27 protein-coding genes are annotated in these 23,910 nt (G+C 44.1%); 22 read left to right on the forward strand and 5 right to left on the reverse strand.

The genetic code is table 11. The annotated features are described in order from the left end of the window. Nucleotides 1-351 precede the first annotated feature (351 nt). Both R8N46_RS03955 and R8N46_RS03960 read left to right on the forward strand, forming a co-directional pair. Nucleotides 352-1,113, forward strand: a complete 762-nt coding sequence (locus R8N46_RS03955) for a hypothetical protein (protein ID WP_005374276.1) — start codon at nt 352-354, stop codon at nt 1,111-1,113. A gap of 103 nt (nt 1,114-1,216) precedes the next feature. Continuing rightward, nucleotides 1,217-2,248 carry a hypothetical protein gene (locus tag R8N46_RS03960; RefSeq protein ID WP_025768076.1) on the forward strand — a complete coding sequence of 344 codons (1,032 nt, stop codon included), beginning with the start codon at nt 1,217-1,219 and terminating at the stop codon, nt 2,246-2,248. 157 nt (nt 2,249-2,405) lie between these two features. Here the strand turns inward: R8N46_RS03960 and R8N46_RS03965 are convergent, their stop codons facing one another. Both R8N46_RS03965 and R8N46_RS03970 read right to left on the reverse strand, forming a co-directional pair. Continuing rightward, on the reverse strand, nt 2,406-2,762 hold the full coding sequence (locus tag R8N46_RS03965; protein WP_005374274.1) for a YibL family ribosome-associated protein: 357 nt from the start codon (nt 2,760-2,762) through the stop codon (nt 2,406-2,408). Between the two features lie 85 nt (nt 2,763-2,847). After that, the gene (locus R8N46_RS03970; protein WP_318098374.1) at nt 2,848-3,843 is read right to left on the reverse strand and encodes a 2-hydroxyacid dehydrogenase; all 996 of its coding nucleotides are present in this window, start codon (nt 3,841-3,843) and stop codon (nt 2,848-2,850) included. A 241-nt stretch (nt 3,844-4,084) separates the two neighbouring features. Between R8N46_RS03970 and R8N46_RS03975 the strand changes: the two genes are divergently transcribed. Further along, a complete protein-coding gene (locus R8N46_RS03975; RefSeq protein WP_115386911.1) occupies nt 4,085-4,567 on the forward strand; it encodes a L,D-transpeptidase family protein in 483 nt (160 codons plus the stop codon). Nucleotides 4,568-4,602: 35 nt separating this feature from the next. On the opposite strand, the gene R8N46_RS03980 is transcribed toward R8N46_RS03975, so the two are convergent. Next, on the reverse strand, nt 4,603-5,313 hold the full coding sequence (locus R8N46_RS03980; protein WP_115386912.1) for a glycerophosphodiester phosphodiesterase family protein: 711 nt from the start codon (nt 5,311-5,313) through the stop codon (nt 4,603-4,605). A gap of 230 nt (nt 5,314-5,543) precedes the next feature. Here R8N46_RS03980 and R8N46_RS03985 point away from each other — a divergent pair, with 230 nt between their 5' ends. The 9 genes from R8N46_RS03985 to R8N46_RS04025 all read left to right on the forward strand — a co-directional run bounded on the left by R8N46_RS03985 (nt 5,544) and on the right by R8N46_RS04025 (nt 14,843). Beyond that, complete coding sequence (locus R8N46_RS03985) at nt 5,544-6,209, forward strand: response regulator transcription factor (protein WP_005386018.1); 666 nt, start codon at nt 5,544-5,546, stop codon at nt 6,207-6,209. Further along, nucleotides 6,209-7,582, forward strand: a complete 1,374-nt coding sequence (locus R8N46_RS03990) for a sensor histidine kinase (RefSeq protein WP_053307117.1) — start codon at nt 6,209-6,211, stop codon at nt 7,580-7,582. The genes R8N46_RS03985 and R8N46_RS03990 overlap by 1 nt, the downstream gene beginning before the upstream one ends. 207 nt (nt 7,583-7,789) lie before the next feature. Further along, nucleotides 7,790-9,889 (forward strand): TonB-dependent siderophore receptor, encoded by a 2,100-nt coding sequence (locus R8N46_RS03995; RefSeq protein WP_053304676.1) that lies wholly within the window; start codon nt 7,790-7,792, stop codon nt 9,887-9,889. 74 nt (nt 9,890-9,963) lie between these two features. Further along, complete coding sequence (locus R8N46_RS04000; protein ID WP_181881332.1) at nt 9,964-10,731, forward strand: DUF3450 domain-containing protein; 768 nt, start codon at nt 9,964-9,966, stop codon at nt 10,729-10,731. Beyond that, on the forward strand, nt 10,732-12,099 hold the full coding sequence (locus R8N46_RS04005; protein WP_115386914.1) for a MotA/TolQ/ExbB proton channel family protein: 1,368 nt from the start codon (nt 10,732-10,734) through the stop codon (nt 12,097-12,099). Then, on the forward strand, nt 12,099-12,653 hold the full coding sequence (locus R8N46_RS04010; RefSeq protein ID WP_054579205.1) for a MotA/TolQ/ExbB proton channel family protein: 555 nt from the start codon (nt 12,099-12,101) through the stop codon (nt 12,651-12,653). Before R8N46_RS04005 ends, R8N46_RS04010 begins: the two co-directional genes overlap by 1 nt. Further along, a complete protein-coding gene (locus R8N46_RS04015; protein ID WP_005374257.1) occupies nt 12,650-13,054 on the forward strand; it encodes an ExbD/TolR family protein in 405 nt (134 codons plus the stop codon). The genes R8N46_RS04010 and R8N46_RS04015 overlap by 4 nt, the downstream gene beginning before the upstream one ends. Then, nucleotides 13,054-13,674, forward strand: coding sequence for an energy transducer TonB (locus R8N46_RS04020; protein WP_005374256.1), 621 nt, complete (start codon nt 13,054-13,056; stop codon nt 13,672-13,674). The genes R8N46_RS04015 and R8N46_RS04020 overlap by 1 nt, the downstream gene beginning before the upstream one ends. Then, on the forward strand, nt 13,671-14,843 hold the full coding sequence (locus R8N46_RS04025) for a tetratricopeptide repeat protein (protein ID WP_033906228.1): 1,173 nt from the start codon (nt 13,671-13,673) through the stop codon (nt 14,841-14,843). The genes R8N46_RS04020 and R8N46_RS04025 overlap by 4 nt, the downstream gene beginning before the upstream one ends. A gap of 68 nt (nt 14,844-14,911) precedes the next feature. On the opposite strand, the gene R8N46_RS04030 is transcribed toward R8N46_RS04025, so the two are convergent. Together R8N46_RS04030 and R8N46_RS04035 are read right to left on the reverse strand one after the other, a co-directional pair. After that, the gene (locus R8N46_RS04030) at nt 14,912-15,400 is read right to left on the reverse strand and encodes a hypothetical protein (protein ID WP_064354474.1); all 489 of its coding nucleotides are present in this window, start codon (nt 15,398-15,400) and stop codon (nt 14,912-14,914) included. Further along, nucleotides 15,397-15,849, reverse strand: a complete 453-nt coding sequence (locus R8N46_RS04035; protein ID WP_033906230.1) for a hypothetical protein — start codon at nt 15,847-15,849, stop codon at nt 15,397-15,399. The genes R8N46_RS04030 and R8N46_RS04035 overlap by 4 nt, the downstream gene beginning before the upstream one ends. A gap of 281 nt (nt 15,850-16,130) precedes the next feature. On the opposite strand from R8N46_RS04035, the gene R8N46_RS04040 reads away from it, so the two are divergent. The 10 genes from R8N46_RS04040 (at nt 16,131) to R8N46_RS04085 (ending at nt 23,733) form a co-directional block, all read left to right on the forward strand. Next, complete coding sequence (locus R8N46_RS04040; RefSeq protein WP_021035904.1) at nt 16,131-16,760, forward strand: PepSY-associated TM helix domain-containing protein; 630 nt, start codon at nt 16,131-16,133, stop codon at nt 16,758-16,760. A gap of 21 nt (nt 16,761-16,781) precedes the next feature. Then, nucleotides 16,782-17,321 carry a DUF2271 domain-containing protein gene (locus tag R8N46_RS04045; protein WP_033906231.1) on the forward strand — a complete coding sequence of 180 codons (540 nt, stop codon included), beginning with the start codon at nt 16,782-16,784 and terminating at the stop codon, nt 17,319-17,321. 15 nt (nt 17,322-17,336) lie between these two features. After that, on the forward strand, nt 17,337-18,167 hold the full coding sequence (locus tag R8N46_RS04050; protein ID WP_025768070.1) for a DUF4198 domain-containing protein: 831 nt from the start codon (nt 17,337-17,339) through the stop codon (nt 18,165-18,167). A 42-nt stretch (nt 18,168-18,209) separates the two neighbouring features. Continuing rightward, nucleotides 18,210-18,530, forward strand: coding sequence for a hypothetical protein (locus tag R8N46_RS04055; protein WP_005374251.1), 321 nt, complete (start codon nt 18,210-18,212; stop codon nt 18,528-18,530). Continuing rightward, nucleotides 18,527-19,078 (forward strand): DUF6162 family protein, encoded by a 552-nt coding sequence (locus R8N46_RS04060; RefSeq protein WP_033906233.1) that lies wholly within the window; start codon nt 18,527-18,529, stop codon nt 19,076-19,078. The genes R8N46_RS04055 and R8N46_RS04060 overlap by 4 nt, the downstream gene beginning before the upstream one ends. A 22-nt stretch (nt 19,079-19,100) precedes the next feature. Continuing rightward, nucleotides 19,101-20,027: a metal ABC transporter solute-binding protein, Zn/Mn family gene (locus R8N46_RS04065; RefSeq protein ID WP_033906234.1), complete on the forward strand. Its 927-nt coding sequence runs from the start codon at nt 19,101-19,103 to the stop codon at nt 20,025-20,027. Then, nucleotides 20,027-20,755 (forward strand): metal ABC transporter ATP-binding protein, encoded by a 729-nt coding sequence (locus R8N46_RS04070; protein WP_033906235.1) that lies wholly within the window; start codon nt 20,027-20,029, stop codon nt 20,753-20,755. The genes R8N46_RS04065 and R8N46_RS04070 overlap by 1 nt, the downstream gene beginning before the upstream one ends. Beyond that, nucleotides 20,755-21,630: a metal ABC transporter permease gene (locus R8N46_RS04075; RefSeq protein ID WP_005374244.1), complete on the forward strand. Its 876-nt coding sequence runs from the start codon at nt 20,755-20,757 to the stop codon at nt 21,628-21,630. The genes R8N46_RS04070 and R8N46_RS04075 overlap by 1 nt, the downstream gene beginning before the upstream one ends. A 22-nt stretch (nt 21,631-21,652) precedes the next feature. After that, a complete protein-coding gene (locus tag R8N46_RS04080; protein WP_033906236.1) occupies nt 21,653-22,522 on the forward strand; it encodes a metal ABC transporter solute-binding protein, Zn/Mn family in 870 nt (289 codons plus the stop codon). A gap of 215 nt (nt 22,523-22,737) precedes the next feature. Continuing rightward, nucleotides 22,738-23,733: a porin gene (locus R8N46_RS04085; protein ID WP_017635534.1), complete on the forward strand. Its 996-nt coding sequence runs from the start codon at nt 22,738-22,740 to the stop codon at nt 23,731-23,733. Nucleotides 23,734-23,910: the final 177 nt, after the last annotated feature.

Genomic DNA, 23,910 nt, shown 5'->3' on the forward strand with positions numbered 1-23,910 from the left:
GTTGAAAGCACCGGTCTTGAAAACCGGCATACGTTAATAGCGTATCTAGGGTTCAAATCCCTATCTCTCCGCCACTTTTAAAAAAACCGCTGTTCTTACAGCGGTTTTTTTGTATCTGCTGTTTTTTAACCGCTGTTATCGAAACTTCTAATTGATTTTTCTCTAGCTCTTTCTCCAAGTTTTTGCGTACCTACTTTGGGTTTAGTTTACGCAGTAATACCTTCAATCGAAGACATTTCCATACGTCTCATTTGGGCTTCAAATAGAGCTTTCTTAAGTCTCAACGTGGGATGCTTAAACGCATTTTGATAGAGTTCCAGTCTAAATACTGCGGATGCACTTGGAGAAAAAATGAAGCTACTTTACTGGTTAGATGAATGGCAAGCTCTTACTCAACAAGAACAAGAGATGGCTTTACCTATCTCTGGCTACGATTTACTTGATGATGTGTTTGTGAAGTATGAACTCGTCGATCTTAACAAGCCATTGTTGTTTACATTTTCTCCTTCCGGTACTGATGTGCAGGTACAAGATTTAACTCCGGATTTTTCTCCTTGGGGCTACGAGCTCGGAATACAACAACAAGTAAACATTATTGCCTTTCAACATTTAGGACAAAGTAATTGGTTCCGTAGTCGGAATTTGATTTTCTTTCTGGAGCAGCTATCTGAGTTGCTTCATCCCTTCAAATGTCGTTTGGGTTATGGGCAAAGTCGAGGTGGCTTTGCAATTGGCGCGTTCGCTAACTTGCTGAAACTAGAACATCTTTTGTTGTTTTATCCTGTTAGCACTAAAAATAAAGCGTTAGTGCCTTGGGATGATCGGCCGAGTACTGAGCTTGCTCAGCAGTTTGCTTGGGAAAGCGGCTACCATGATCGAGATTTGGGCAATGCCAAAGGTTATATTATTTATGACCCATCCAATCGCATTGATCGTCTTCATGCTGAACGTTATCCAGAGCTTACCCATTTAAAAGTCGTCGGTATGGGACACGGCACTCAATCCACACAATTAGATAAATTAGAATTTTTTAATCTGGTGGCGCAGGAGTTTGTTCGCCATCAAACCTTAGATATTGACCAATTTAATAAGCAAATTCACGCTTTGTTTTAAAAGAGGACTGATATCAGAGTCCCCTGTAACCAGGGGGAGATGATCACACACTAAAAACTAGATTTTTAACACAATTGCTAGGCGCAATTTAGATGGAGGATTAATGAAGTTACTGTACTGGTTGGATGAATGGCTGGCTCTTTCTCGTGAAGAACAGCAAACCAGGCTACCGATGTCCGGGGAGGACTTACTTGATGATGTATTTGTTAAGTATGAGTTTGTCGACCGCAATAAACCGTTGTTGTTCACCTTTTCCCCTGCTGGTACGAATCTACAAGTACAGGACTTACACTCAGACTTTGCGCCTTGGGGTTATCGCTTAGCCCAGAAACAAAAAGTAAATATTATTTCATTTCAGCATCTTGGGAAAAGTAACTGGTTTCGCAGCCGTAATTTGATTTTCTTTCTAGAGCAGCTATCAACTTTACTTGAGCCTTTTGAATGTCGTTTAGGTTATGGGCTTAGCCGCGGTGGTTTTGCTATTGGTGCCTTTTCCAATCTATTAAAGTTGGATCAAGTATTGATGTTTCACCCGGTCAGCACAAAAAACAGAGTTTTGGTGCCATGGGATGATAGGCCAAGTACTGAACTAGCCCAACAATTTGATTGGGAAGGAAAGTATCACGACCTTGACCTTGGCGATGCAAAAGGCTACATCATTTATGATCCAACTAATGAAATCGACCGCCTTCACGCCAAACGCTACCCAGAGCTCACTCACTTAAGAGTCTTCGGGATGGGACATGGTACCCACGCGACGTATTTGAATAAATTCGGTTTTTATAAGCAAGTGGCTGTAGACTTTATACGTTATCAGAAGATAGATATAGCGCAGTTTCGTCATCAGACTAAAACGCTGCGATTAAAAGAAGATTACTATCAGTGCCTTAACAAGGCGAATGCGAGTTCACAGCATCGTTTGAACTTACTGAGTACCGCTCATAATGTGTTAATTGAAGAAAAGAAAGAACATGTGAAGGAGCATCAAGCGCAAATCGATATTCAGCCACTTGTTGATATTGCGATGAAGCATGAGCATGACAATCCGCAAGATGCAGTACAACTTTTGGAAGTGGCTCAGCAGTTAGTTCCGAATGACCCCGTTGTGGAGCACAAGTTGCAGCAACTGTCGTAGGCGAGTAATGCAGACTGGCATTTTGAATTTGGTCAGTGGCTTTTGTCGCTGGCCTTTTTAAGAGCTTATGGGTTGATATTTCGATGAAATTTAATGAAGCAGTACAAAATAAAAAGCCCAAGCAAATGCTTGGGCTCCATAAATGTTAATGCGAGTTTTAAAACTCTTTTGGCGCAAAGCCTGTCATCACATCAAGGCGAAGTTCTTTACCAACTTTTGTTAATGGGTGAACGATTACTAAGCCGCGTACGCGTTTTTTCAGTTTGCCGATGTCCGCTTGTTCTGCTTTGGTGATTTCACGAGAGAAAGGCATATCAAGTAAGCTTTTACGTTCTTTGTTCAGCTCATAGTTTTGCTTGTGCTTTAACTGGTTAAGCTTTTTGGTAAGCTGTTCTACTTCATCCGTGAACTTTGTAATCATTTCGTGATCACCACGAGAACGTGCCGCATCAAGTTTACGTTGGCATGTATCTAAACGGTTGTGCAGCTTTTGAATATCAGTTTTTATGCTCATGGTAATTTGGCTCAAATTTTAAATAGTCGAGAAGTATAGCATAGCTGAGATCACACGCTCTACTATACTTCTCGATTGTCTGGCTTTAGTTAATCAGTTCATTGCCCGATACGTTACCAGAGAAAAAGGCTTCGACGTTATCAAGCGTCACAGAGGCAATATTATTAAGTGCTTCGTGAGTCAAGAATGCTTGGTGGCCAGTAAACAGCACGTTATGACAAGCCGATAAACGGCGGAAAACATCATCTACAATGACATCGTTAGATTTATCTTGGAAGAATAAGTCTTTTTCATTGTCATACACGTCTAGGCCAAGCGCACCAATCTTACCTTGTTTCAACGCTTCTATCGCCGCTAGTGAATCTAGCAACTCGCCTCGACTGGTGTTAATGATCATTACACCATCTTTCATTTGCGCGAAGGCTTTTTCGTTCAATAAGTGATAGTTTTCTTCACTCATTGGACAATGGAGAGAGATAACATCCGCATTAGCGTAGATTTCTTCAAGCGAACAGTAACGGGCTCCTATTTCTAGTGCTAATGGATTTTCGTAGGGGTCGTAGCAAAGCAGTTCCATGCCAAGCCCTTTGAAGATACGCATCGTCGCGATACCAATCTTACCCGTACCAATAACACCAACGGTTTTTCCGAAAAAGTTAAAGCCAACAAGACCTTCTAGCGAGAAGTTGGCGTCACGTGTCCGTTGGTAGGCCTTGTGAAGACGGCGGTTTAGGCACATCATTAAACCAACCGTGTGCTCTGCCACTGCTTCTGGTGAGTAAGCTGGAACTCGAACCACTTGTAAGCCTAGTTCTTTGGCTGCTTGTTGATCAACTTTATCATATCCCGCGCAGCGCATAGCAATAAGCTTGGTCCCGCCCAGAGAAAGCTGTTTAAGGACAGGAGCTGAAAGATCATCATTAACAAACGCACATACGACATCACTGCCGTGCGCCATCTTGGCTGTTTTTTCGGTTAGTCGGAAGTCGTGATAGTGAAATTCAAAATCGCGGTTATTTTTAATTTTATTAAAAGAGGCTTCGTCGTAGGATTTTGCACTAAAAAAAGCAATGTTAATCATGGTTCCCTCTCAAAAAGTGCGGACTTTATAAATAAATATGCTTATAAAGTAATGCAACTTAGCCGCAATGAATAGAGAAATCTTCTCTTTGACTTTTGTTGTATCAAATAACGATAAGAAGTACGCCTTTCAGCGAGTCTATCTTATGGTTCCGCATTAGATACTGTTTGCTTTACGAGCATTAACTGACTAGCATTATCGCTCTTTTCTTGTTCACTTTATTAGCTTAGGCGTTACGACAATGTCAGTAAAATGGTGCTCTATGTTCTTGTGTTGTGTGTTTGCTTCTGGCACTCACGCAGCTGTTGACCTCGTTAAAGTCGACAAGTCTAAGCGTCGAATGTATTTGATGGAACAAGGAGCAGTGCTAAAAGAATACCGAATTGCTTTAGGAGCGAACCCTCAAGGACATAAACAAGAAGAGGGAGACAATCGCACACCAGAGGGCGAATACACTCTAGATTATGTTATAGAGGACTCTGCTTTTTATCGTTCTGTGCATATCAGTTACCCTGATGCGATTGATACGTTGGAAGCGAAGCGCCAAGGTGTGTCCCCTGGAGGGAACATCAAAATTCATGGCTTAAAAAACGGTGAGAGTCAGTTGCCGATTTACATCCAAAGTTTTGATTGGACTAATGGGTGTATTGCGATTACCAACGAGGAGATGGACGAATTTATCCAGCTTGTCGAGATGGGGACACCAATTCAGATTGAGTGGTAACAAAAGGTCCCCTTTAATGTTCTGGCTCTTATAGGCTATGGCATAAAGCGCTGTGGATGATCACTAAAAATACCGTCTAACTGAGGCAGGTATTTCAGTTTATTTGGATTGTTCACCGTATAGCACATCACTTTGTAACCGGCTTGTTGGAGTTTGTTTATCTGGCGAGTACGAACCCAGTTAATGTTTAGGTTGCAGCTATAGGCACTAACTTCTTCCAAAAGGCGTTTATCTTTTCTCGTAAAGAATTCACTTAACACACCCAATCGGTAGCCACTGCAGTATTTGTGCATCGCTCTAATGACGTCATGACTAAAGCTCGATAGGAGTACATTCTCTTGCGGCATTGGACTTTTTGCTAACGCATTGGCGAGAGTCTGCACCACTTCTTCCGCTGGATGGTTGTCTACTTTAACTTCGATATTCAAGTTAAGCTTATTCTCAGTAGCTAAAGTGAGCAGTTCATCTAGTGTCACGATCTTCTCGCCTGAAAAGTCTGTGCTAAACCAACTACCGAAATCTAATGCTTTTAACTCTTCCAGGGTGAGCTCATCAACACGCCCTTGTCCATTGCTGCATCGATTGACAGTATGATCATGGCAAACCACTAAAACATTATCTTTGGTAGGTTGTATATCCACTTCCACCCACTTCAACCCCAGGTCAATGGCTGCCTGAATGCTTATTTTTGTATTCTCAGGGTATGAACCTGCCACGCCACGGTGACCAATTAATAACGTTTCCATTCGCTTTATCTTTTGCTTTGCGGTTGCCAGATTGTACTCGTTTTTTCTATGAAGATATATCTAGGTGCATATTGTTAGGAACCTTTAGTAAAAGTGAACATTAAACTCTAATGGCACGTTGCTGCTTCTTGGACTGAGTCCTGTGGACTTAAAGCCTTAGAGTGTGTAGTTGTTTAATTGGTAAATGAGTAATAAAATGCGAACCATTTTTATTTGAATGGTGAGTGGTAATGTCACGAGTTTTGATAGTCGATGATGACGTTCCTTTGTGTGAGCTGTTAGAAGCGGTTTTGCAAGAGGAGGGTTACATCGTCTCTTCTGTACATTGCGGTGAAAGTGCGCTGCAATATATGGAAAAAACGCCTGTAGATCTTGTATTGCTTGATGTCATGTTACCAAACCTTAACGGCATGCAAGTTGCTCGTAGGATCTGTCAGCGCTTCGCGACACCTATTCTAATGCTTACCGCTCTCAACGATGAAAACTCGATGCTTGATGGTTACCAAGCGGGGGCCGATCAGTATATCGGAAAGCCTTTTAATGTCGCTGAGCTTCTAATGCGCATCAAAGCGATTCTTCGTCGTGTTGGCTTGGAACGTCAACGTCAGACGATGTGTAGTACCGTTCAAACGATCAGTGACCAGCTCAATAGCTTACCCCTCACAAGTACGGAAGCTGAACTATTGAGCTACTTGGTAAAAAACCAAGGAGTCGTGATTTCAAAAGCAGAGCTTCAAACCGAAGTGTTAAAGAAAGAGCTGAGTCCTTTTGATCGCAACCTTGATATGCACATCAGTAACATACGTCGCAAGTTAGTTGAAGCGGGGCTTTCCAAGCAACATATCAAAACCTTCCGTGGCAAAGGTTACAGTTATTTAGAGGCTGTAAACCGTTAATGAAGCTCCGGTGTCCACCTTTTATTGCAAAACGTAAAGATAGCTTAGCGTTCAAGTTATTTAGTTGCATGACCGCAATTGTAATTAGTATTTTGGTCGTGCAATCCTTAGCGGAACAAGCTCTGGTGAAAGCCATGTTGAAAGTGCCCGATAGTGTGCGAGAAGAAATGCTAGACCTTGCACATCAAGCCAATGTATTGATTGAGCACGGAGACATGGACGAACTTGCTGACTGGGCAAATGCGCAAAACTTTTATTTATTTGTGTTGAATGAACATCAGCAACCAGTTACGCACCGTCTGATGCATCCGCACTTCGAGTTCAAACTTCAATTTAAGAGAAGCATTGATGATCAACTTGAGGGGAAAGTGAATCGCCCCATCATCAATATTCCTTTAGTTCATGGCAATACTTTAGTGATTCAATTGCCACATCGACTGCACCCTGCAAATGACTTCATTCTGTATTTCTCTATTCTCAAAGTCGTGATTGCAGTGGTTATTTTGGCGCTCTTTTCACTGCTAATGGCACGTAACTTACAGCAACCATTGGATCGATTGAGAGAAGCAAGCAAAAAGCTATCTAATGGCGATTTTAATGTCAGTGTCGTGAAAGAGCTGAAGTCGAGCACGCGTGAGTTTAACGAGTTAGCGCAAGATTTCGATCACATGACGCAACAGATTCATTCTCTCGCTGAAAAGCAGCGACTGCTTATAAGAGATGTCTCTCACGAATTGAGAACGCCGTTAGCGAGGCAGAACTTGGTTCTACATCTTTTGCGAAAGCGTGTTGGAGAAAGTGAGCAAAGCCTAGTGACAAGGCTAGAAGATGAAGCAAAAGAGCTGAACCATTTGATCAGCGATATATTGGAGTTCAGTCGCTTGGAAAATGCGCGCTTCGACAAAGCCACGAAACGCTGTGATTTAGAAGTTTTGCTCTCCCCGCAAGTAGAACGTTGCAAAATAGATTTGAAGTCAGAACAGATGTTGTCTTTCCGCTCAGAAGCTGTATGTGCTAAAGCCATTTGTGAAGAAACGATGGTCATTCGTTGTTTGAACAATCTTATTGGTAATGCCATTAAATATTCAGGACAAGCATCTCAGATAGAAGTTTCTCTGGAAAATTATGTCAAAGAAGGGCAGCAGTTCACCACCATGTCAGTATCTGATGATGGGCCTGGTATTCCAGAGAACAAGCTGGTCGATATTTTTGATCCGTTTACGCGCTTAGATGCTTCTAGAGATAAAAAGCTTGGTGGCTACGGTTTAGGTCTTGCGATTGTCAAAGAATCCATGCGTATTATGGGTGGAGCAGTCACGGCGAAAAACCGTGAGCAAGGTGGTTTGAGGGTTACTTTAGTGTTCAAGCAATAAGTATGATTAAGTCGTAATTTTTGTGATTAATGTCACATTATCATAGCGCATCATCAGAGAGTACTTTACAAAAGTTTGCAAATGCAAAGAATGTAAATTTAATGCAAATGGTAATACTTATCACTTATATTCACCCGCGAAATAATTAAGAGGGAATCGCATTCAACAAGTATGTGACCCGAAAAATAATAATCGGAGTGAAAGGATATGTTTACTAAGAGCCATTTGGCGTTAGTGATCGGTGCAGTGTTAGCAACACCTGCAGTGGCGGAAGTTCAAACAGACGAACATGTAGTTGTAGAAGGTCGAGAGTTCGGCTACAAGGCAGATACAAACAGTACAGCAATGCGCATGGAAATGACGCAGCTGGAAACGCCGGGACAAGTAGCGGTTATCGATGAAACGGTAATTGATGAGCAGCGTGCAAGTACACTTGGTGAAGTGCTACGTAACGATGCAAGTGTTAGCGCGGGTGGTACAAGCCGTAACCGCGAACGTTTCTCTCTACGTGGTTTTGAACTTAGCAGTTCAGACGGTTTTCTTCGTGATGGCCGTCAACACTGGTCACACTACCGTCAGCCAATTGAGCTTTTAGAGCGTGTTGAAGTGCTTAAAGGTCCATCAGGTCTGCTATACGGTAAATCTGAGCCGGGTGGCTTGGTAAACATGGTTTCGAAAAAACCAACAACTCAAACACAAGCAAGTTTGAGTCAAGATCTAGGTTCGAATGATCACTCACGCACTGTGCTTGATGTGAGTGGCGCGCTAAATGATGCAGAGACACTGCGTGCGCGCGCAATTTTTGCCAAAGAAAGCTACGGCTCTTGGCGCAGATACGGCGATGGTACAGAGCCAGAAACAGATCGTACGGTAGCGGGCCTAGTGGTTGAGTACGACATCACCGACAACTTTATGGTATCGGCTCATTACGATCGCACGAAAGACGATGGTAGCGTGGACTCTGGCGCATACATTGTTGATGGCAAAGCGGTTCGCGGTGATAAGTACATTTGGGATGCGCAGTGGTCTGAAATTGATAACGAAGTAGAAAACTACGGTGTCGATATTAATGCGCAAGTCACGGATAACGTGAACGTAAAAGCAGGTTACAACCGTCAAGACTTTAAGCGTTTTGATGTGGAGTCTTACCCAGGTTTCGAAACTTATGACCAAGATACTAAGATCGACCATTCTGGTAACGAACGCAAAGATAATTGGGTGTTTGATACTGCATATATAGATGTGACGACGGACTTTTCTCTGTTTGGTACAGATAACACGTTTTTGGTAGGTGCGAACTATCTAGAGTATACCTATGACCGTTTCCAAAAGTATTACAACCCTATAAGTATAGAAGCCGGTCAGACAGTGCCTCGTCCTGGCTACTCAGGGAAAGTTAAACAGTCCACAAGCGAGCACGATACTTGGGGTATCTACGCGCAAAATATGATGACGATTAATGATTACTGGCAAGTGCTTGCAGGTGTTCGTTATGACGAAAAGCGTGATGATGACCTGACCGAAAACCAGGTTTCTCCAAAATTTGGTGTAATTTTCCACCCAGCGACGAATGGCTCGGTTTACGTTCAGTACTCTGAAAGCTTTATGCCGCAAGGTGAAGTCAGCAGTGGTCGTGGCAAAAAGTATATCAATGATGGTGAGAAGCTAGACGCAGAGCGTGGTATCTCTTACGAGATCGGAACTAAGTGGGAACTGTTTGATCAGCGCTTATTTGTATCTGGTGCAGTGTTTGATATCACGTTAGAGAACATCTCGCTGGATGTTGAAAGCGGCAAAGACGCGGGCGGCAATCTCCTACACAAGAAAACGCAAGGTGGTGAGCAAGTTCACAAAGGTGCTGAGTTAATGGCTCAAGGTTTTGTGACCCCAGAGTTGTCGCTAACGGCTTCTGCAATGTATTTGGATGCAGAGTTGACGAAAGCGGATAAAAAATTCGAGGGTAACCGCCCTGTAGACGTGCCAGAGTTCTCGGCAAGTCTATGGTCTAGCTACAAGGTTCAAGACAACACTAACTTAAACCTTGGTTTGATTTATGAAGGTGATCGCTACGGTGATGCAAAGAACACCTTCAAGAAAGATGGCTACGCTCGCGTTGATATGGGCGTGTCATACAAACATAAGTACGATGAAAACTTGGATATCATTGCTCGATTCAATGTCGAGAATTTATTCGATACCGACTACTTCGCAGGTGGTGGTAGCACGAATAGCGAGCAAAAAGGTGCGAGTGGGGTTGTGGTTGGAGAAAGCCGCAACTACATGGCAACAATCCAGTTCAAGTACTGATAACAATTTGATTATTAAAGGGGAAGGGTAGTCTTCCCCTTTGGTCGTTTTTGGAACACAGAAATATAACTCGTATGAATCTAATGAAATCAAGTATCGCTCTGTTGATATCATCGGTTTTGATTCCCGCTCACGCGGCGAACTTAAACGATGCACAAGCTGTGCAGAGTAAAACAAACCAGTCGTCGGCGGTAAGCCAAAAACGTATTGATGCAAGCGCAGAAAAATCACTTACTCTAGAAGCTGAAATTGAGCAGCTGCAAGAGGAAGTCGGTAACTTGAAGATTTATCGCGATCATCTTGCAAGCCTTGTTGAAAGCCAAAATCAAGAAGTTGATAGCTTGAACGAGCAAATTGAGCAGATTGCTCAAACTCGTCAAGGTGTCGTGCCTTTGATGTATCACATGCTTGAGGGCTTAAAAGTGCTCGTCGCTAATGACAAGCCCATACGCAAAGCGCAACGTGAGGAGCGAATTGCAAAGCTGGATTCCATGATGACGCGTGCAGACGTTGCGGATGCAGAGAAGTTTCGTCGTATTTTAGAAGCGTACCAAATTGAAATGGATTACGGCACCAAGCTTGGCGTTTACCAAGGCAAGATTAACCTGGGTGACAATGAAGCTGTGGAGGCGGACATTCTATATTTAGGCCGTTTGTCTTTGGTAGCGCGTAGCTTATCTGGTGACACATTTTGGAGCTGGTCGCAGCAACAACACGCATGGCAACAAGTGGGTTCTGAGCAAAAATCAGAGCTAGACAAAGCGTTCGCAATGGCGAATAAACAGATCGCGCCGAGCATGTTAACTCTGCCAGTGTCGTTAACCGCTGCGGAGGGCGAATAAATGATGAAAAAATGGTTATCGGTTGCATTAATCTCGACAGCCGCATTAATGCCTCATACAACTTTTGCTAGTGATGCGTTGTTACAAAAGGCGCAGCAAGAAAATCGTCAACAGCAATCGCACAATGTCGCGCGTGAATCAGGTTTTAAGCAAACAGAGCAAGAGCTACAGGCTATAAAGAATAAATTGGTGGCAGAGCGGGCTGCTCTTCAAGCAGAGGCGGACTCATTAAGTGTTACCTTCGGTGAAAATGAAGCAGAACTGGCACAGCTAGAAGAAAAGTTGCGTCTAGAAACCGGGAGCCTAGGTGAGTTATTTGGCGTCGTTCGCCAGAACGCAAAAGAGCTAGAGTCTGAGCTAAAAAGCTCAGTAACCGGTGTAGATGCAAACTCATATCAGAAAGATATCGATGCTATTGTTGCGGCTAAATCACTGCCAACGTTGACCCAACTTCAGGCGATGTGGCGCAGCATGGAAGAACAAATCAAAGCAAGCGGTGAAATGGCAAACGTCTCTTTCACACTGCTAAATGGCGAGGGTCGTGAACAAACGGTTAGTGGTGTTCGTCTTGGTTCTATGGCGCTGCTGGATGACACTGGCTACGTTAAGTGGAATGGTCAACGCGGAGATGCGGTAAACTATCTTCGTCAGCCTGAAAGCGGTCCAACAGCGAATACTATTTCCTCTGGTGACATTGATGCGCTTGTCATAGATCCGTCACGTGGCATTCTTCTTGAGCAGCTCGCAAACTCACCGACTTTGGCTGATCGCCTAAATGCGGGTGGCGTTGTCGGCAAAATCATCCTTGGTTTATTGGCTATCGGCCTATTGATTGCGCTCGTACGTGGTGCATCTCTGATGATTTCGCGCCAGAAAATCATGAAGCAACTGAAAACCCCAGCGCAGCCAGGAAACAACCCTTTGGGTCGCGTGCTTGCGGTATACCAGAAAGACAAGCATCGCAGCGTAGAAGCGTTAGAACTACGTCTTTTGGAAGCCGTTGTTGATGAGCAAACCCACCTAGAAAAAGGGTTGTCGATGCTTAAGCTTCTTGCTGCTCTAGCTCCTATGCTTGGCCTATTAGGCACGGTAACGGGTATGATCGAAACCTTCCAAGTCATCACTCAATTTGGTAATGGTGATCCGAAAGTAATGGCGGGTGGTATTTCAATGGCACTTGTGACTACCGTACTTGGCCTTGTTTCAGCCATGCCTTTGCTATTAGCGCACAACGTATTGAGCTCTCAAGCAGAAAATATTCGCAGTATCTTAGAAAAACAAGGCATCGGTTTAGTTGCAGAACAAGCTGAGCGTGATATGCCGAGTAACAAAAGCCATTCTAACACCTTAGCGGAGAACGCAGCGTAATGGAGCAGATCCTACTCAGCACATTGGGTTTGATCAGTGAGGATTGGGCCACAACCTTGATGAGCTTTATGCAGCAAGGTGGTCAAATCCTATGGTGGTTGGCCGCCGTCGTGGCGGTGTGCTGGCTGTTGGTTATGGAGCGAGTTATTTATCTCACAACGGTTTTCCCTAGGGTAAAAAAACAGCTTTGTGAGCAGTGGCAAGCAAGATCAGAGCACCACTCTTGGTACGCGCATCAAATCCGTGAAGGATGGATTGCAAAAGCGCAAATCGAACTGCGCCAAAACCTATCGACTATTAAGCTACTTGTGGCGGTTTGCCCAATGCTAGGGTTGTTAGGGACGGTGACAGGCATGATTACGGTGTTTGACGTAATGGCATCGCAAGGCAGCAGCAATCCGAAATTGATGGCTTCTGGTATCTCACTTGCTACGCTGCCAACCATGGCAGGTATGGTAGCAGCGCTTGCGGGCATGTTTATTCATGCTCGCCTTAGCAAAGTGTGTGAACGAAAAGCTATCCAGTTAGAACAATCTTTAAGGAGTCAAAAGTGAGACTCGGACGCAGACCTAACCAACAAGATGAAGCTCAAGTCGATTTAACCTCGATGCTTGATATCGTCTTCATCATGTTGATCTTCTTCATTGTGACCAGTTCGTTTGTACGTGAATCCGGTGTAGAAGTGAATCGCCCTCAGGCTTCTAATGTAGTAAGTCAAAAAGACGCGGGCATTTTTATCGCAGTAACGGCAGCGAATGATGTGTACATCGACAAACGAGTGGTTGATATTGAGCGTGTTGAGGCCTCTATTGAGCATCTGTTACTTGATCAGCCTGATGCCTCGTTAGTTATCCAAGCTGACGAGCATGCTTACAATGGCACTGTCGTGAAAGTGATGGACGCTGCAAAGGCAGCAGGTGTGAAAAACATTGCTTTGGCGGCGGAGAAACCTTAATGGGCAGGCTGTTACTTGCACTACCAGCATCACTGTTAATTTCTGTGAGCTTGTTTAGCTTTATGGCGTGGATGGTTGATAAAGGCAACCAGCGTGCACCAGAAGCTTCAGAAGCCGTTCGTTTTGATATGGTGATGGTAGAGAATGAAGCAGACGTGCAGCGTCGTCAACGTTCAGTGCCGGAGCAACCAGAACCACCTCAAGCGCCGGAGCCAATGGATCTGTCTCAAGCTGACACTCAAATGGAACCAATGAGTCAGATGACGCCAGTCAGTGCTTTAGGTTTAAACACAGCCCTTGAAGGCATCGCGATTAGCGCCCCAAACTTGAAGGGAACAATGGGCAACCAGCAAGCACTGCCGTTGTATCGTGTTGATCCTCGCTATCCAAGTAAGGCGCTGAAACGTAGAGTGGAAGGTTATGTCATTATGCGTTTCACGATCGATGCAACTGGACGACCAAAAGATATTGAAGTGATCGAGGCTGAGCCCGAGCGCATGTTTGAAAGGGAAGCAATCCGTGCGCTTAAAAAATGGAAGTATCAGCCAAAAGTTGAGGATGGTGTGTCAATTGAGCAGTTCGGACAAACCGCTAAAGTGGAGTTCAAGTTAGCCAAATGATGAAAAAATTCTTAATCGGTACGGTATTAAGCCTGAGTGCACTCTCAACCATTGCCAGTGAGTTAAGCCAATACACCGCAGCGAGAGTTCAACGAGCACACAACTTGGCTCAGGAGGAGAAACTAAAAGAAGCGATTTCATCTCTTGAAGCTATGGAGCTTTCTCGTGGATATGACCAAGCTTATGTCGCTCGAATGTTGGGTATTTTTTACTGGCAGAACGAGCAAACTCAAGCGGCGATTAAGCAACTTGAGTTGGCAGTCAATAGTGGTTTGCTACAAGATGAGCAAGCATGGCAAACCCGAAAAATGTTGGCTGATATACTGCTGAACGAGCAACGTTTTTCTAAGGCTTTACCTCATTACTATGCCTTGAGCAAAAACATTCCTAAAGGTCAAAAAGCGCATGAACTATGGCTGCGTATTTCCCAATCTCATTATCAACTGAGTCAGTGGCAAAAAGTGCTTTCAGCAATGGCTCGTTATGAGAAGTTTGGTCAGCCAGACAAGCTTGGCGCGTTGTCGATAAAGCTTTCTGCTGAGCTAGAACTGAAAAAGTGGAAGCCGGCAATCTCGACCATCAAACGCTTAATCGTGATTGAACCTGAACGAATTGAATGGTGGCGTCAGCTTGTTGCTCTATACCTACGGGTTGATGACAACAAACGTGCCCTAGACTCTTTGGCGTTGGCAAAACTGAAAGGGTTACAACTTAGCCAAGATGACTTAAAGCTGCTGGCACAATTGTACGCGAAACGAGGTATTCCTGAGAGAGCTGCGTTGGTGATGAACGAGCTAGAGGATGTAAACTCGAATAGTAAGCTAAAAGCCCAGCAAGCAACGTATTGGCAAATGGCAAAAGAGTGGGAAGAGTCTATTGATAGCTGGCGTATTGCAGCTCAGCTAGATAGGCAGTATTACTGGAACTATTCTCAACTGTTGGTGCAAGAAGGCCATTATAAAGATGCCATTGCCGCGCTCGATAAGGTCAGAGGTCGTAAAGCGGATGTTGCACTTATCAAAACTCGCGCTTACTACAAACTTAAGCGGTTTGACGATGCGCTCGCTAATGCCAAAAGAGCGAATGAGATTAAGCCATCGAATCAGGCAAAAAGTTGGGTTAAGTATCTATCTCAGCTACGCAAAGTAGAATCGACGCAGGACTCATAGCGAACATTTTTATTAAATACCCGAGCTCAGTCTCGGGTATTTTTTTTGTCTAAAGTCATAAAGGCTATTTACTGCATGAGTTTTTCATAAAAGGCTAACGCATCAAATGGTCGGGAGAAAAAGGGGCTTTTCTCTATATATTCTTGATGTACTTTGCTCAGTGTTTCAAACTTTTCTATAGATGTAGGTTCGATATGAAAAGTAAGGCTTTCAGTCGATTCTACAAGCTTTAATGTTGAGGTTCTTGAAGCGTTATTTTTTGCTATTAATAAGTAATATGCTAGTTCTTGTTTCTCTTTTAAGACACAAGCTTCAAAAGCTTTTTCGCTTAAAAACGGCAGAACAGGAGTTAATGCTTCTATATGGTTCTTTGAATACTCTAGGGTTTTTTTGTCAGGCGTATTCTGTTTTGCCATAGACTCACACTGCTTTATCTTAGCACCATAATTATCAATAGATTGGCTTACATTTTTAAATAAACTGTCTTCAAATTTTGCATTTGCTAAAGCGACACTTGAGAAAAATGATAAGAGTATTATTACAGCGTTCTTGTTCATATTTTACATCCATCTGAGATCGCTTTCCAAAATCTATATTGCTTGCTATCGTGTACATGATCAAGTGCTTGGAAAGTGGCGATTTTTTCGATTTCTCTCAGCTTGATCTGATCTAAGGCACTATATGATTTGAAGTAATACTCCCAATTAGCTTGTGATATACTCCAAGCAGTTTGGCTTGCATCAGAAGAAATTCCTCTTCCTAATCCAATGCTAACATTTTTAGCGGTTTCCCATCCTGGTTTGGCGGGAATAGCAGTAATTGCTTTAGATAGGCCACTACTCGCTGTCCCCTTCAGGGAGTTTCCTCCAAAAATACTCCAAAGGTTACCCAAGCTAATAAATACTTTGGCCGATCTCTCTAATTCATGTAATTCATTTATTCTATCGATAGCTTTCAAACTCTTTTCATCAAATACAATACCGATGATCGCAGGACATTTATTCATGTTTTACACCGAAAGTAATTAGGTTAAAAAGAACATAGTAACCTACGTTTATATGAGATCTATGTCATTTTTGCGAATTGAGGAAGTGGTTTAACTTTTAGTTATTTTAATTGAGATGATTATTATCTAAAAGGTAGGCAACCTGTAACTCGCATTGGCCCAAATAGCTAAAACATGCGCAAGCCAAGCTGAATTGAAAAAGTAAACAATGTAAATTAAATGCCAATACGAATGATTATCACCTAAATTATGCCCCACATTTATTGGTGATGATTGTTTCTATGTTGCTTAAAAGCAAAGGTGTTCAAACTTGGGCTCGCCGCCTACATATCTATATTTCGATGGCTCTTCTCTTAGTTACGCTGTTTTTTGCAGTAACTGGTATTACCCTCAATCGCCCCGAATTGTTTGAACGCAGTGAACCTATCATTCAACAACATACTCTGACGGTTCCGCACTCAGTTCTATTCTCACATTCAGATACCTTTCAACCTAATCGTGAAGAACTGGTGGCTTTCTTGACTAAAGAAACCGAGCTTCGCGGCACTCCCTCCGCACTAGATGTGTATACCGAAGTTGAGCAAGGTGAGTTGTTACTCGGAGAGCTGTCTATGGATTTTAAAGGCCCAGGTTATAACGCTACGGTCTTTATTGATATGACTACTGGTGCGGCAGATGTTGAAACGACGCACTACGGTATTGTTGCGCTGCTGAACGATCTACATAAAGGGCGCAACAGTGGTGGGATTTGGAAGTGGTTTATCGACGTCACTGCGCTTTTGATGGTGTTTTTTGTTCTTACAGGCGTGTGCTTGTTACTGCCTAAGAAGAAGACGCTCAGAACGTCTATGCAATGGATGAGCTTTGGTACGTTACTGTCGCTCGTAATTTATTTTGTTGCTGTTCCATAACAGCTTTTTTAGAGAACACTTATGTTGAACACAGGAAGATTTTTCCGCCGTAATCACTTTTGTAAAGCCGCTTTGATCGCGGCTTTTGCTCCTTTCTCTCTTTCCGCGGCGCCTCTACCAGATAACGCGAAGGTCGACTTCGAACTCGAACTTCCAAAGATAGATACCTCAATGTATGCACGCCCTTATGTGGCGGTTTGGGTTGAAAACGATCAGCGTAAACCGGTTAAAACCATTCAGTTATGGGTAGGGAAAGACGAATGGTTAAAAGATCTACGCAGCTGGTGGAGAAAAGCGGGTCGTTATGATCGTGAACTTGTTGATGCGGTGACTTCTGCAACACGTCCTGCTGGTCAATACCGCTTTGTCTGGGATGGAACCAATGACGCAGGGGAGCGTTTGGAACAAGGAAATTACACGTTGTACGTCGAAGTCGTTCGTGAACACGGTGGGCGAAACTACTTACGTCAAAAAATAACGCTAGCGGACAGTGACGTGCGCTATGAGCTTAAACCAACACAAGAGACGGGTGTCATCACCGTCAATTATCAAGTTAAGTGATTAAAGGACACAACAATGAAAACCAAAATGAAAGCAGTGGCATTGGCGAGTGTAATGGCAATGGGATTGGCTGTAACCACCACCGCGCAAGCACATCCACGTTGGGTTCTGCCCTCTCACTTTACGGTTTCTAAAGAAGGCGGTGACTGGCTGACATTTGATGTTACTGCCTCTCACGGAACGTTTGTTTTTGATAAGCCTGCGGGTAGTGATCAGGCATTTGTGGTGATGCCGGATGGCCGCTCTGAGCGTCCTAACTTTGTTGTTCGTGGCAAGCGTCGCTCTATGTTTGATTTCTTTTTTACAGAAGAAGGCACGCACAAAGTTGCGATTAATAATCAGCCGAGCTACTACACACAATACAAAGCGGGCCGTCGTGATACGGTGAAATGGGCGCGAGCAAGCAAAGCTGAGCGTGGTGATGTGCTTCCCGAGCAAGCGCGTGATGTGGTTACTCAACTAAGTTACACCCGAGCAGAAAGCTACATTACGGTTGGTATGCCAACGGACAAAGCGTTGGAGATTGAAGGCAAAATGCTGGAGATGAAACCGATCACGCATCCATCGGACATCATTGAAGGTGAGCCTGTGACGTTCCAGTTTTTCTTTAACGGAGAGCCACAAGAGGGCGTTACTGCTGAGATTACACGTGAAGGTACTATGTACCGAAACCATCAAGAACAAATCGATGTGGTGAGCGATAAAGATGGCAAAGTGATCTTCACGCCAGAAGTCGCCGGGCGCTACTTAATGAAAGCGAACTACAAAGGTGAATTGAAAGATAATCCATTGGCGGATAAAGCGAGTGCCAATGTTCACCTTACGTTTGAAACTCAACTTAACTAATCGAATTAGGCTCAGCAATTGCTGGGCCATTTTGGAATTATCATGAATAACACTTCTCTTCTAAAAGCGGTTTTGCTTTTTTCTGGATTTGCGTCCTTTCACGCTGCTGCACATTTTCCTCTGATGAGCTGTCACTTGGCGCAAGATAAAGTGATTTGTGAAGCGGGCTACTCGGATGGATCGACAGCGGTCGACTACGATGTCGAAATGTACGATTACGACGACAATCTGATCGCCAAAGAAAAAACAGATAAGCGTTCCATCGCAGAATTTACTCACCCTGAAACAGATTTCTATTTGGTATTTGATGCCGGACATGAAAGCCCGGTGGAAGTGGATATCGTTGAGCTGAAAGAGAAATGAGTGTACAGAAAGTTCGCCCTGATGATGGTAACCGAGAAGGAAAGTGGGTCGCACTGACAATCGCAGCAATTCTCAGTTCAGCAGCCATACTTATGCCCTACCATCAGGTCGCGACTGAAAAGCCAGACATGCAGTCTCATCAAGTGTTAATCACGGATTTACATCAAAATGAGTTGGGGTTGATCGCTGAGCTTAAGCTCGCTCATGAAGAGATTCGTGATTTGCAGTTAGATACCGGAACTTGGCCTGAGATCTCTGATATGGAGGTGCTTTGGATTGCTCCGTTCGTGAAAGACCAAAACTGGAAGCGTAAAGGTTCTCATCAGTGGCAACGAATTGATGACGGTGTCTACATTGGCGTGAAGACCAGTGCCCAAGGCTCTGCTTCCATGCTGTTGGATAGCCGCAGTTCTCAAGCTGATATTTGGTTTAATGATTCTAGCCGTTCGTTAAATGTGGAGGGACTAAGCGATCTAGCTAAACGCCACGATTTCGGGTGGAAACAAATCATTCTGTCAGACTCTTCTTCCCACTCTCACGCCCATTAAGACAACATAATTGATAAGTACTATGATCAAACGCTCTCTTTTACGTCGTATTCTTACAGCCACCGCGTTATTGACGGTGTCTTCTACTGGCTTTGCTGCCGATAAACTCAGTATTGGTATTACGCTTCAACCTTATTACAGCTATGTTAAAGCCGTTGTTGGTGAGAAGGCGGACATCGTTCCTTTGGTTGATGCTGGTTTTAATCCTCACAACTATTTGCCACAACCTAATGATCTTAAGCGCTTAAATGAAATGGACGTAATAGTGATCAATGGTATTGGTCATGACGATTTTGCACTGAAAGTGATCAAGGCTTCTCAGCGTGATGATCTCGTGGTTATCGAAGCGAACAAAGAAGTGCCTTTATTGCCTGCTATGGGGCAGTCTGTTGGTCAAGGAGCAGTGAACCCTCACACCTTTGTCGGTTTATCAACAACCATTCAAAAGGTTTACACCATCGCGAGTGAGCTAAGCCAATTGGACCCAGACAATGCTACGTTCTATCGCCAAAATGCTCGTAACTACGCGAAAACATTTCGCCTGATGAAGCGTGATGCAATGTTGTCTCTTGGTGAGTTGGACACGGCAGGTATGAAGGTGGCGACAACCCACAATGCTTACGGATATATCCTTCAGGAGTTTGGTGTTGACGTTGCCGCTGTCATTGAGCCTGCTCATGGTGTAGAACCAAGTGCAAGTCAGCTACAGGAAACGATAGAGAAAATTCGTGAATCGGGCATTGATGTTCTGTTTTATGAGCTCAATATGCCGAATCGCTTTGTTGATACCATCGAAGAGGCGACTGGGGTGCAGCTTTATCGCTTTTCTCACATGACTCACGGTGAGTATGAGGCCGATAAAGTCGAGGTTGAGATGCGAGATAATGTGGAAACACTAATCGAAGCCATGAAATTTGTGGCGAGTAAGCGAGCAGGGGAAAAGGCGTAATGACTGGACCTTCCATTTCCTTAAGTAACGTGGGCCTAAAATACGCCGACAATATCATTTTGCAGAACATCAGCGTCGAATTCGAGAACGCGAAATGTCACGTGATTATGGGACCGAACGGCGGTGGTAAAACCTCTTTGCTTCGTTCGGTACTTGGACTCACGCCATTTTCGGGAAACATAGCGCTCAATTGGCCAGAACCATCAGCTGCATCGGGGAAGATAGGGTATGTGCCACAAAAAGCGATGTTTGAAGCAAGCCTCCCGTTAACCGTGATGGATTTTGTACTGCTTAACCAAACTCGTATCCCTCTATTTTGGCGACGTAAAACGAAACAAACTCAACATGCCCTGGCCCAGCTGGATCGCGTGGGTATGGCAACGCGTAGCGACCGTCGTATGGGGCAACTCTCTGGCGGTGAGCAACAGCGTGTTTTGTTTGCGCAAGCTTTACTGGATGAGCCCAATTTATTGGTTTTAGACGAACCTACAACTGGCATGGATGAGCAAGGTGTTCGATATCTTGAAGGTTTGATTCATGAAGTTGTTGGAGAAGGCAAAACGGTGGTGGCAGTACATCATGACGTGACCGCCGTGCGCCGTTTAGATGCGCAGGTCCATGTCGTAAATCGTCAAATTGTGGCGTCAGGTCACCATTCAGATGTGCTAAGCCCTGATCGTATAGAAACATTATTCAAGCACTACACAGCAAAAGTGGAGGCTGCATAATGGATTGGTTGCGAGAGTTAGCGGTTAGCGGCGTTGAAGCTGGATGGTTAAGCGATAGCTTTTCTTATGCCTTCATGGTAAACGCAATTGTGGCAGCGCTGATATTAGGACCATTACTTGGTGGTCTTGGTACATTAGTCATCGCCAAGCGACTGGCTTTTTTCTCTGAAGCGGTTGGGCATGCTGCGCTTACCGGAATCGCGATTGGTGTGTTGCTCGGTGAGCCGCCAGAGAATCCGATCATCGGATTGTTTAGCTTTTGTATGATTTTTGCGCTGTTGCTTCACTTTGTTCGTAATCGTACGAATGTACCTTACGACACACTGGTTGGGGTTTTTCTTGCATTAGCGTTAGCGGTTGGTGCTGCGCTGTTAATGTACGTTGCTCGTAAGATCAACATTCACATGTTGGAGAACGTGTTGTTTGGCTCGATCTTGACTGTGACGGACAACGATATCCTTATTTTAGCGATCAGTTGTTTGATCATATTACTGCTTCTTATTCCAACGTTTAACCGCATTTTGCTAACTTGTATCAGCCCGGATATTGCACGTGTACGCGGCTTTAATACCAGCTTTTATGATTACTTATTTGTCATGATGATCACCTTGGTCACCATCGCCGCGGTAAAGATTATTGGCGCGGTATTGGTTGGTGCATTGCTACTGATTCCTGGTGCAACGGCTAGGTTATTGACTAAACGCATGGGCAGTTTTGTTCTCCTTTCTTCTTTATTGGCAACCATTGCGTGTTTAATAGGAACCATACTGCCGATGGAGCTTGAGCTACCAGTGCCATCAGGCGCATCCATCATCATTGTTTCTGCGGCATTTTTCCTAACAGCAACGGTTTACCGAATTATCCAAAAAGCGTAACCCTTTTTATAAAGTAATGAACATGAAGATAAAAAAATTAGCGATAACTTTTGGTTTGGTTATAGCGACGACACTTCCATCGTTGGCAGGCGCCAAAGACATTTTAACCAGCACTCCCGTCACGTACATGTTGTCTGAGCAACTCATGAAAGGTACAGGGATAGAGACTCAGTATCTGCCTCCAAAGCGTTACGGCGTTGAGCGTCTTGAGAACTGGTTCGCAAATAAAGGTACAGAGCAAGTTAAGCAAGCGGGTCAAGCCGCGACGGTTGCTGTTACTCTTGGTGCGATTTGGAAACAAGACCCGACTTATGTTTACGCTCGACAGGGCAACATTCACTTGATTGAAATCGATGCATCGCAGGCCATTTCTCCTAGAGCTCAAGGAGTTGCAGTACTGACATTGGAAAACGGGTCAACATCGAAGTACGCATGGCTGAACCCTACAAACTTAATCCGAATGGCGGGCATTGTTGGAGAGGATCTACAACGTGTATATCCTGAACACCAAAAGGCTATTCAAACGAATCAACAGGCTCTTATGCTCAATGTGCGTGAACTGATCAACCAACAACAGGCAGAGATCTTCGATAAAGGCATCGATTCAGTGGTACTGATGAGTGAGTCATTAGAGGACTTTGCCTCTGGCAACCAATTGTTTGTGGTTGGGCGCGAATTTAAGCCGGAACTCGAGTGGACAGAAGAAGACAAATTATCTTTAAAAGCTCAGTTTGAACAAGATAAAACGCTATGGTTAGTGACGGATAAACGACCGTCGAAAACCTTGACATCGCTTATTAAACCGAGCCGCATACTGCAAATTGATGTTATTGACCGCTGGGGCAGTAAGGGTATCAAAACTGAGAAGCCACTCGCACGTTGGGAGATGTGACACGTAAAAAGCCACAGATTTTATGATGGGGAATGAAAAGTTCCCTATTTTTTTGTGACTCAGTTCAAAATGTGAGCATTAATACCACTGGTTGCATAAGAAAGTGTTTGTTTCATTTCTATTTCATTACTACTTTGTTATGTGTTCGTTGCGATTGATTCGGATTTAATCTGTTTCTAAGCGAACCGGTACAAACAACTATACGGATGTTAACAATGAAAATGAAAACTCTAGCCGTTGCAGTGGCGGCACTAGCATGTGGTTCACAGGCCTTCGCAGCAGAAGTTTACAACAGCGATGGTACATCTTTATCGATCGGCGGTCACGTTTCAGTTGGCGTGGGTGAGTATTTCGAAGAAGATGTAAAAGTTCACCAAGTGTCTCCACGTATTAACGTTGCGGGTAAGAAAGACATTGGCAACGGTATTACTATCGACGCTAAAGGTGAATGGGCGCTTAACTACCTAAACGGTGGCGAGCAATCGTTCAAAACTCGTCTAGGTTACATCGGTGCTACTCATGAGCAGTTTGGCCGTTTAGTAGCAGGTACTCAATGGTCACCTTACTACGATGTCGCTGGCGTTGCGGATCTACCAATCGCGTTTGCGAACGACTTTTTGTACGACAACCACGGCAACCTAGGCTCAGCTCGTGCTGATAAAATGCTTAGCTACCGTAAAGGTTTTGAATTTGGTGAAGGTTTTGCTTTCAACCTAGGTCTAGGTTGGCAAGGTGAGCAAACTTCAGATGCAACAACATACGAGCAACGTGGTCAAGTTGCATTGAGCGGTTCTGTAGCTGGCTTTGGTCTAGGCTACGTATACAGCGGTGGTGATGTTAAAAACGCGACTCTAGGTACTAAGAACGCTGAATCACACCTATTCTCTGTAAACTACGGTCAGTACGGTTCAGGTCTATACGCAGCAGTAGTATACGGTATGAACGAGTACTTCTACCAAATGCGTAAAGACACTTCTCAACTTGAAGCTCTTTTGGCATACGGCGTAAACGATTGGACATTCAGCGTTAACTACGAAGGCGTAGAAGACGAAGAAGACAATAAGACAGTTTCAAGCGAAACTGCGCTACAAGCAGAGTACGCTGTAACTCCTGCTTTCGTAACGTTTGCAGCTTACCAGTTTGATCTAGGTAACGACTACAACAATGAAGAGAACGACTACTGGACTCTAGGTGCTCGTTACTACTTCTAATAAATAGGCCAGTTTCTACTGCCTAAACACATTTATTGTGTTAACGCCTACTCGTTGTGAGTAGGCGTTTTTCTTTCTGCTATCCTTTGGCTATAAGAGACGCTAGTCATTCTGTGCTTAGGTAACCCCACTCTTTGTTTAGAGAGTGCGTCTATAAAAAATGCCCGCAACTTGCGG

It is taken from the genome of Vibrio sp. 1874 (genome assembly GCF_033344395.1).
In the GTDB taxonomy this organism is placed as follows: domain Bacteria; phylum Pseudomonadota; class Gammaproteobacteria; order Enterobacterales; family Vibrionaceae; genus Vibrio; species Vibrio alginolyticus.

Excerpts from the sequence above, each read along its gene's own strand:
- R8N46_RS04030 (WP_064354474.1), bottom strand. The coding sequence starts at position 15,400 with ATGAACAAGAACGCTGTAATAATACTCTTATCATTTTTCTCAAGTGTC.
- R8N46_RS03955 (WP_005374276.1), top strand. The coding sequence starts at position 352 with ATGAAGCTACTTTACTGGTTAGATGAATGGCAAGCTCTTACTCAACAA.
- R8N46_RS04010 (WP_054579205.1), top strand. The coding sequence starts at position 12,099 with ATGGAGCAGATCCTACTCAGCACATTGGGTTTGATCAGTGAGGATTGG.
- R8N46_RS03985 (WP_005386018.1), top strand. The coding sequence starts at position 5,544 with ATGTCACGAGTTTTGATAGTCGATGATGACGTTCCTTTGTGTGAGCTG.
- R8N46_RS04020 (WP_005374256.1), top strand. The coding sequence starts at position 13,054 with ATGGGCAGGCTGTTACTTGCACTACCAGCATCACTGTTAATTTCTGTG.
- R8N46_RS04075 (WP_005374244.1), top strand. The coding sequence starts at position 20,755 with ATGGATTGGTTGCGAGAGTTAGCGGTTAGCGGCGTTGAAGCTGGATGG.
- R8N46_RS04085 (WP_017635534.1), top strand. The coding sequence starts at position 22,738 with ATGAAAATGAAAACTCTAGCCGTTGCAGTGGCGGCACTAGCATGTGGT.
- R8N46_RS04070 (WP_033906235.1), top strand. The coding sequence starts at position 20,027 with ATGACTGGACCTTCCATTTCCTTAAGTAACGTGGGCCTAAAATACGCC.
- R8N46_RS04000 (WP_181881332.1), top strand. The coding sequence starts at position 9,964 with ATGAATCTAATGAAATCAAGTATCGCTCTGTTGATATCATCGGTTTTG.
- R8N46_RS04005 (WP_115386914.1), top strand. The coding sequence starts at position 10,732 with ATGATGAAAAAATGGTTATCGGTTGCATTAATCTCGACAGCCGCATTA.
- R8N46_RS03995 (WP_053304676.1), top strand. The coding sequence starts at position 7,790 with ATGTTTACTAAGAGCCATTTGGCGTTAGTGATCGGTGCAGTGTTAGCA.
- R8N46_RS03975 (WP_115386911.1), top strand. The coding sequence starts at position 4,085 with ATGTCAGTAAAATGGTGCTCTATGTTCTTGTGTTGTGTGTTTGCTTCT.
- R8N46_RS03960 (WP_025768076.1), top strand. The coding sequence starts at position 1,217 with ATGAAGTTACTGTACTGGTTGGATGAATGGCTGGCTCTTTCTCGTGAA.
- R8N46_RS04065 (WP_033906234.1), top strand. The coding sequence starts at position 19,101 with ATGATCAAACGCTCTCTTTTACGTCGTATTCTTACAGCCACCGCGTTA.
- R8N46_RS03990 (WP_053307117.1), top strand. The coding sequence starts at position 6,209 with ATGAAGCTCCGGTGTCCACCTTTTATTGCAAAACGTAAAGATAGCTTA.
- R8N46_RS04045 (WP_033906231.1), top strand. The coding sequence starts at position 16,782 with ATGTTGAACACAGGAAGATTTTTCCGCCGTAATCACTTTTGTAAAGCC.
- R8N46_RS04060 (WP_033906233.1), top strand. The coding sequence starts at position 18,527 with ATGAGTGTACAGAAAGTTCGCCCTGATGATGGTAACCGAGAAGGAAAG.
- R8N46_RS04080 (WP_033906236.1), top strand. The coding sequence starts at position 21,653 with ATGAAGATAAAAAAATTAGCGATAACTTTTGGTTTGGTTATAGCGACG.
- R8N46_RS04035 (WP_033906230.1), bottom strand. The coding sequence starts at position 15,849 with ATGAATAAATGTCCTGCGATCATCGGTATTGTATTTGATGAAAAGAGT.
- R8N46_RS04025 (WP_033906228.1), top strand. The coding sequence starts at position 13,671 with ATGATGAAAAAATTCTTAATCGGTACGGTATTAAGCCTGAGTGCACTC.
- R8N46_RS04055 (WP_005374251.1), top strand. The coding sequence starts at position 18,210 with ATGAATAACACTTCTCTTCTAAAAGCGGTTTTGCTTTTTTCTGGATTT.
- R8N46_RS03980 (WP_115386912.1), bottom strand. The coding sequence starts at position 5,313 with ATGGAAACGTTATTAATTGGTCACCGTGGCGTGGCAGGTTCATACCCT.
- R8N46_RS04050 (WP_025768070.1), top strand. The coding sequence starts at position 17,337 with ATGAAAACCAAAATGAAAGCAGTGGCATTGGCGAGTGTAATGGCAATG.
- R8N46_RS04040 (WP_021035904.1), top strand. The coding sequence starts at position 16,131 with ATGTTGCTTAAAAGCAAAGGTGTTCAAACTTGGGCTCGCCGCCTACAT.
- R8N46_RS03970 (WP_318098374.1), bottom strand. The coding sequence starts at position 3,843 with ATGATTAACATTGCTTTTTTTAGTGCAAAATCCTACGACGAAGCCTCT.
- R8N46_RS03965 (WP_005374274.1), bottom strand. The coding sequence starts at position 2,762 with ATGAGCATAAAAACTGATATTCAAAAGCTGCACAACCGTTTAGATACA.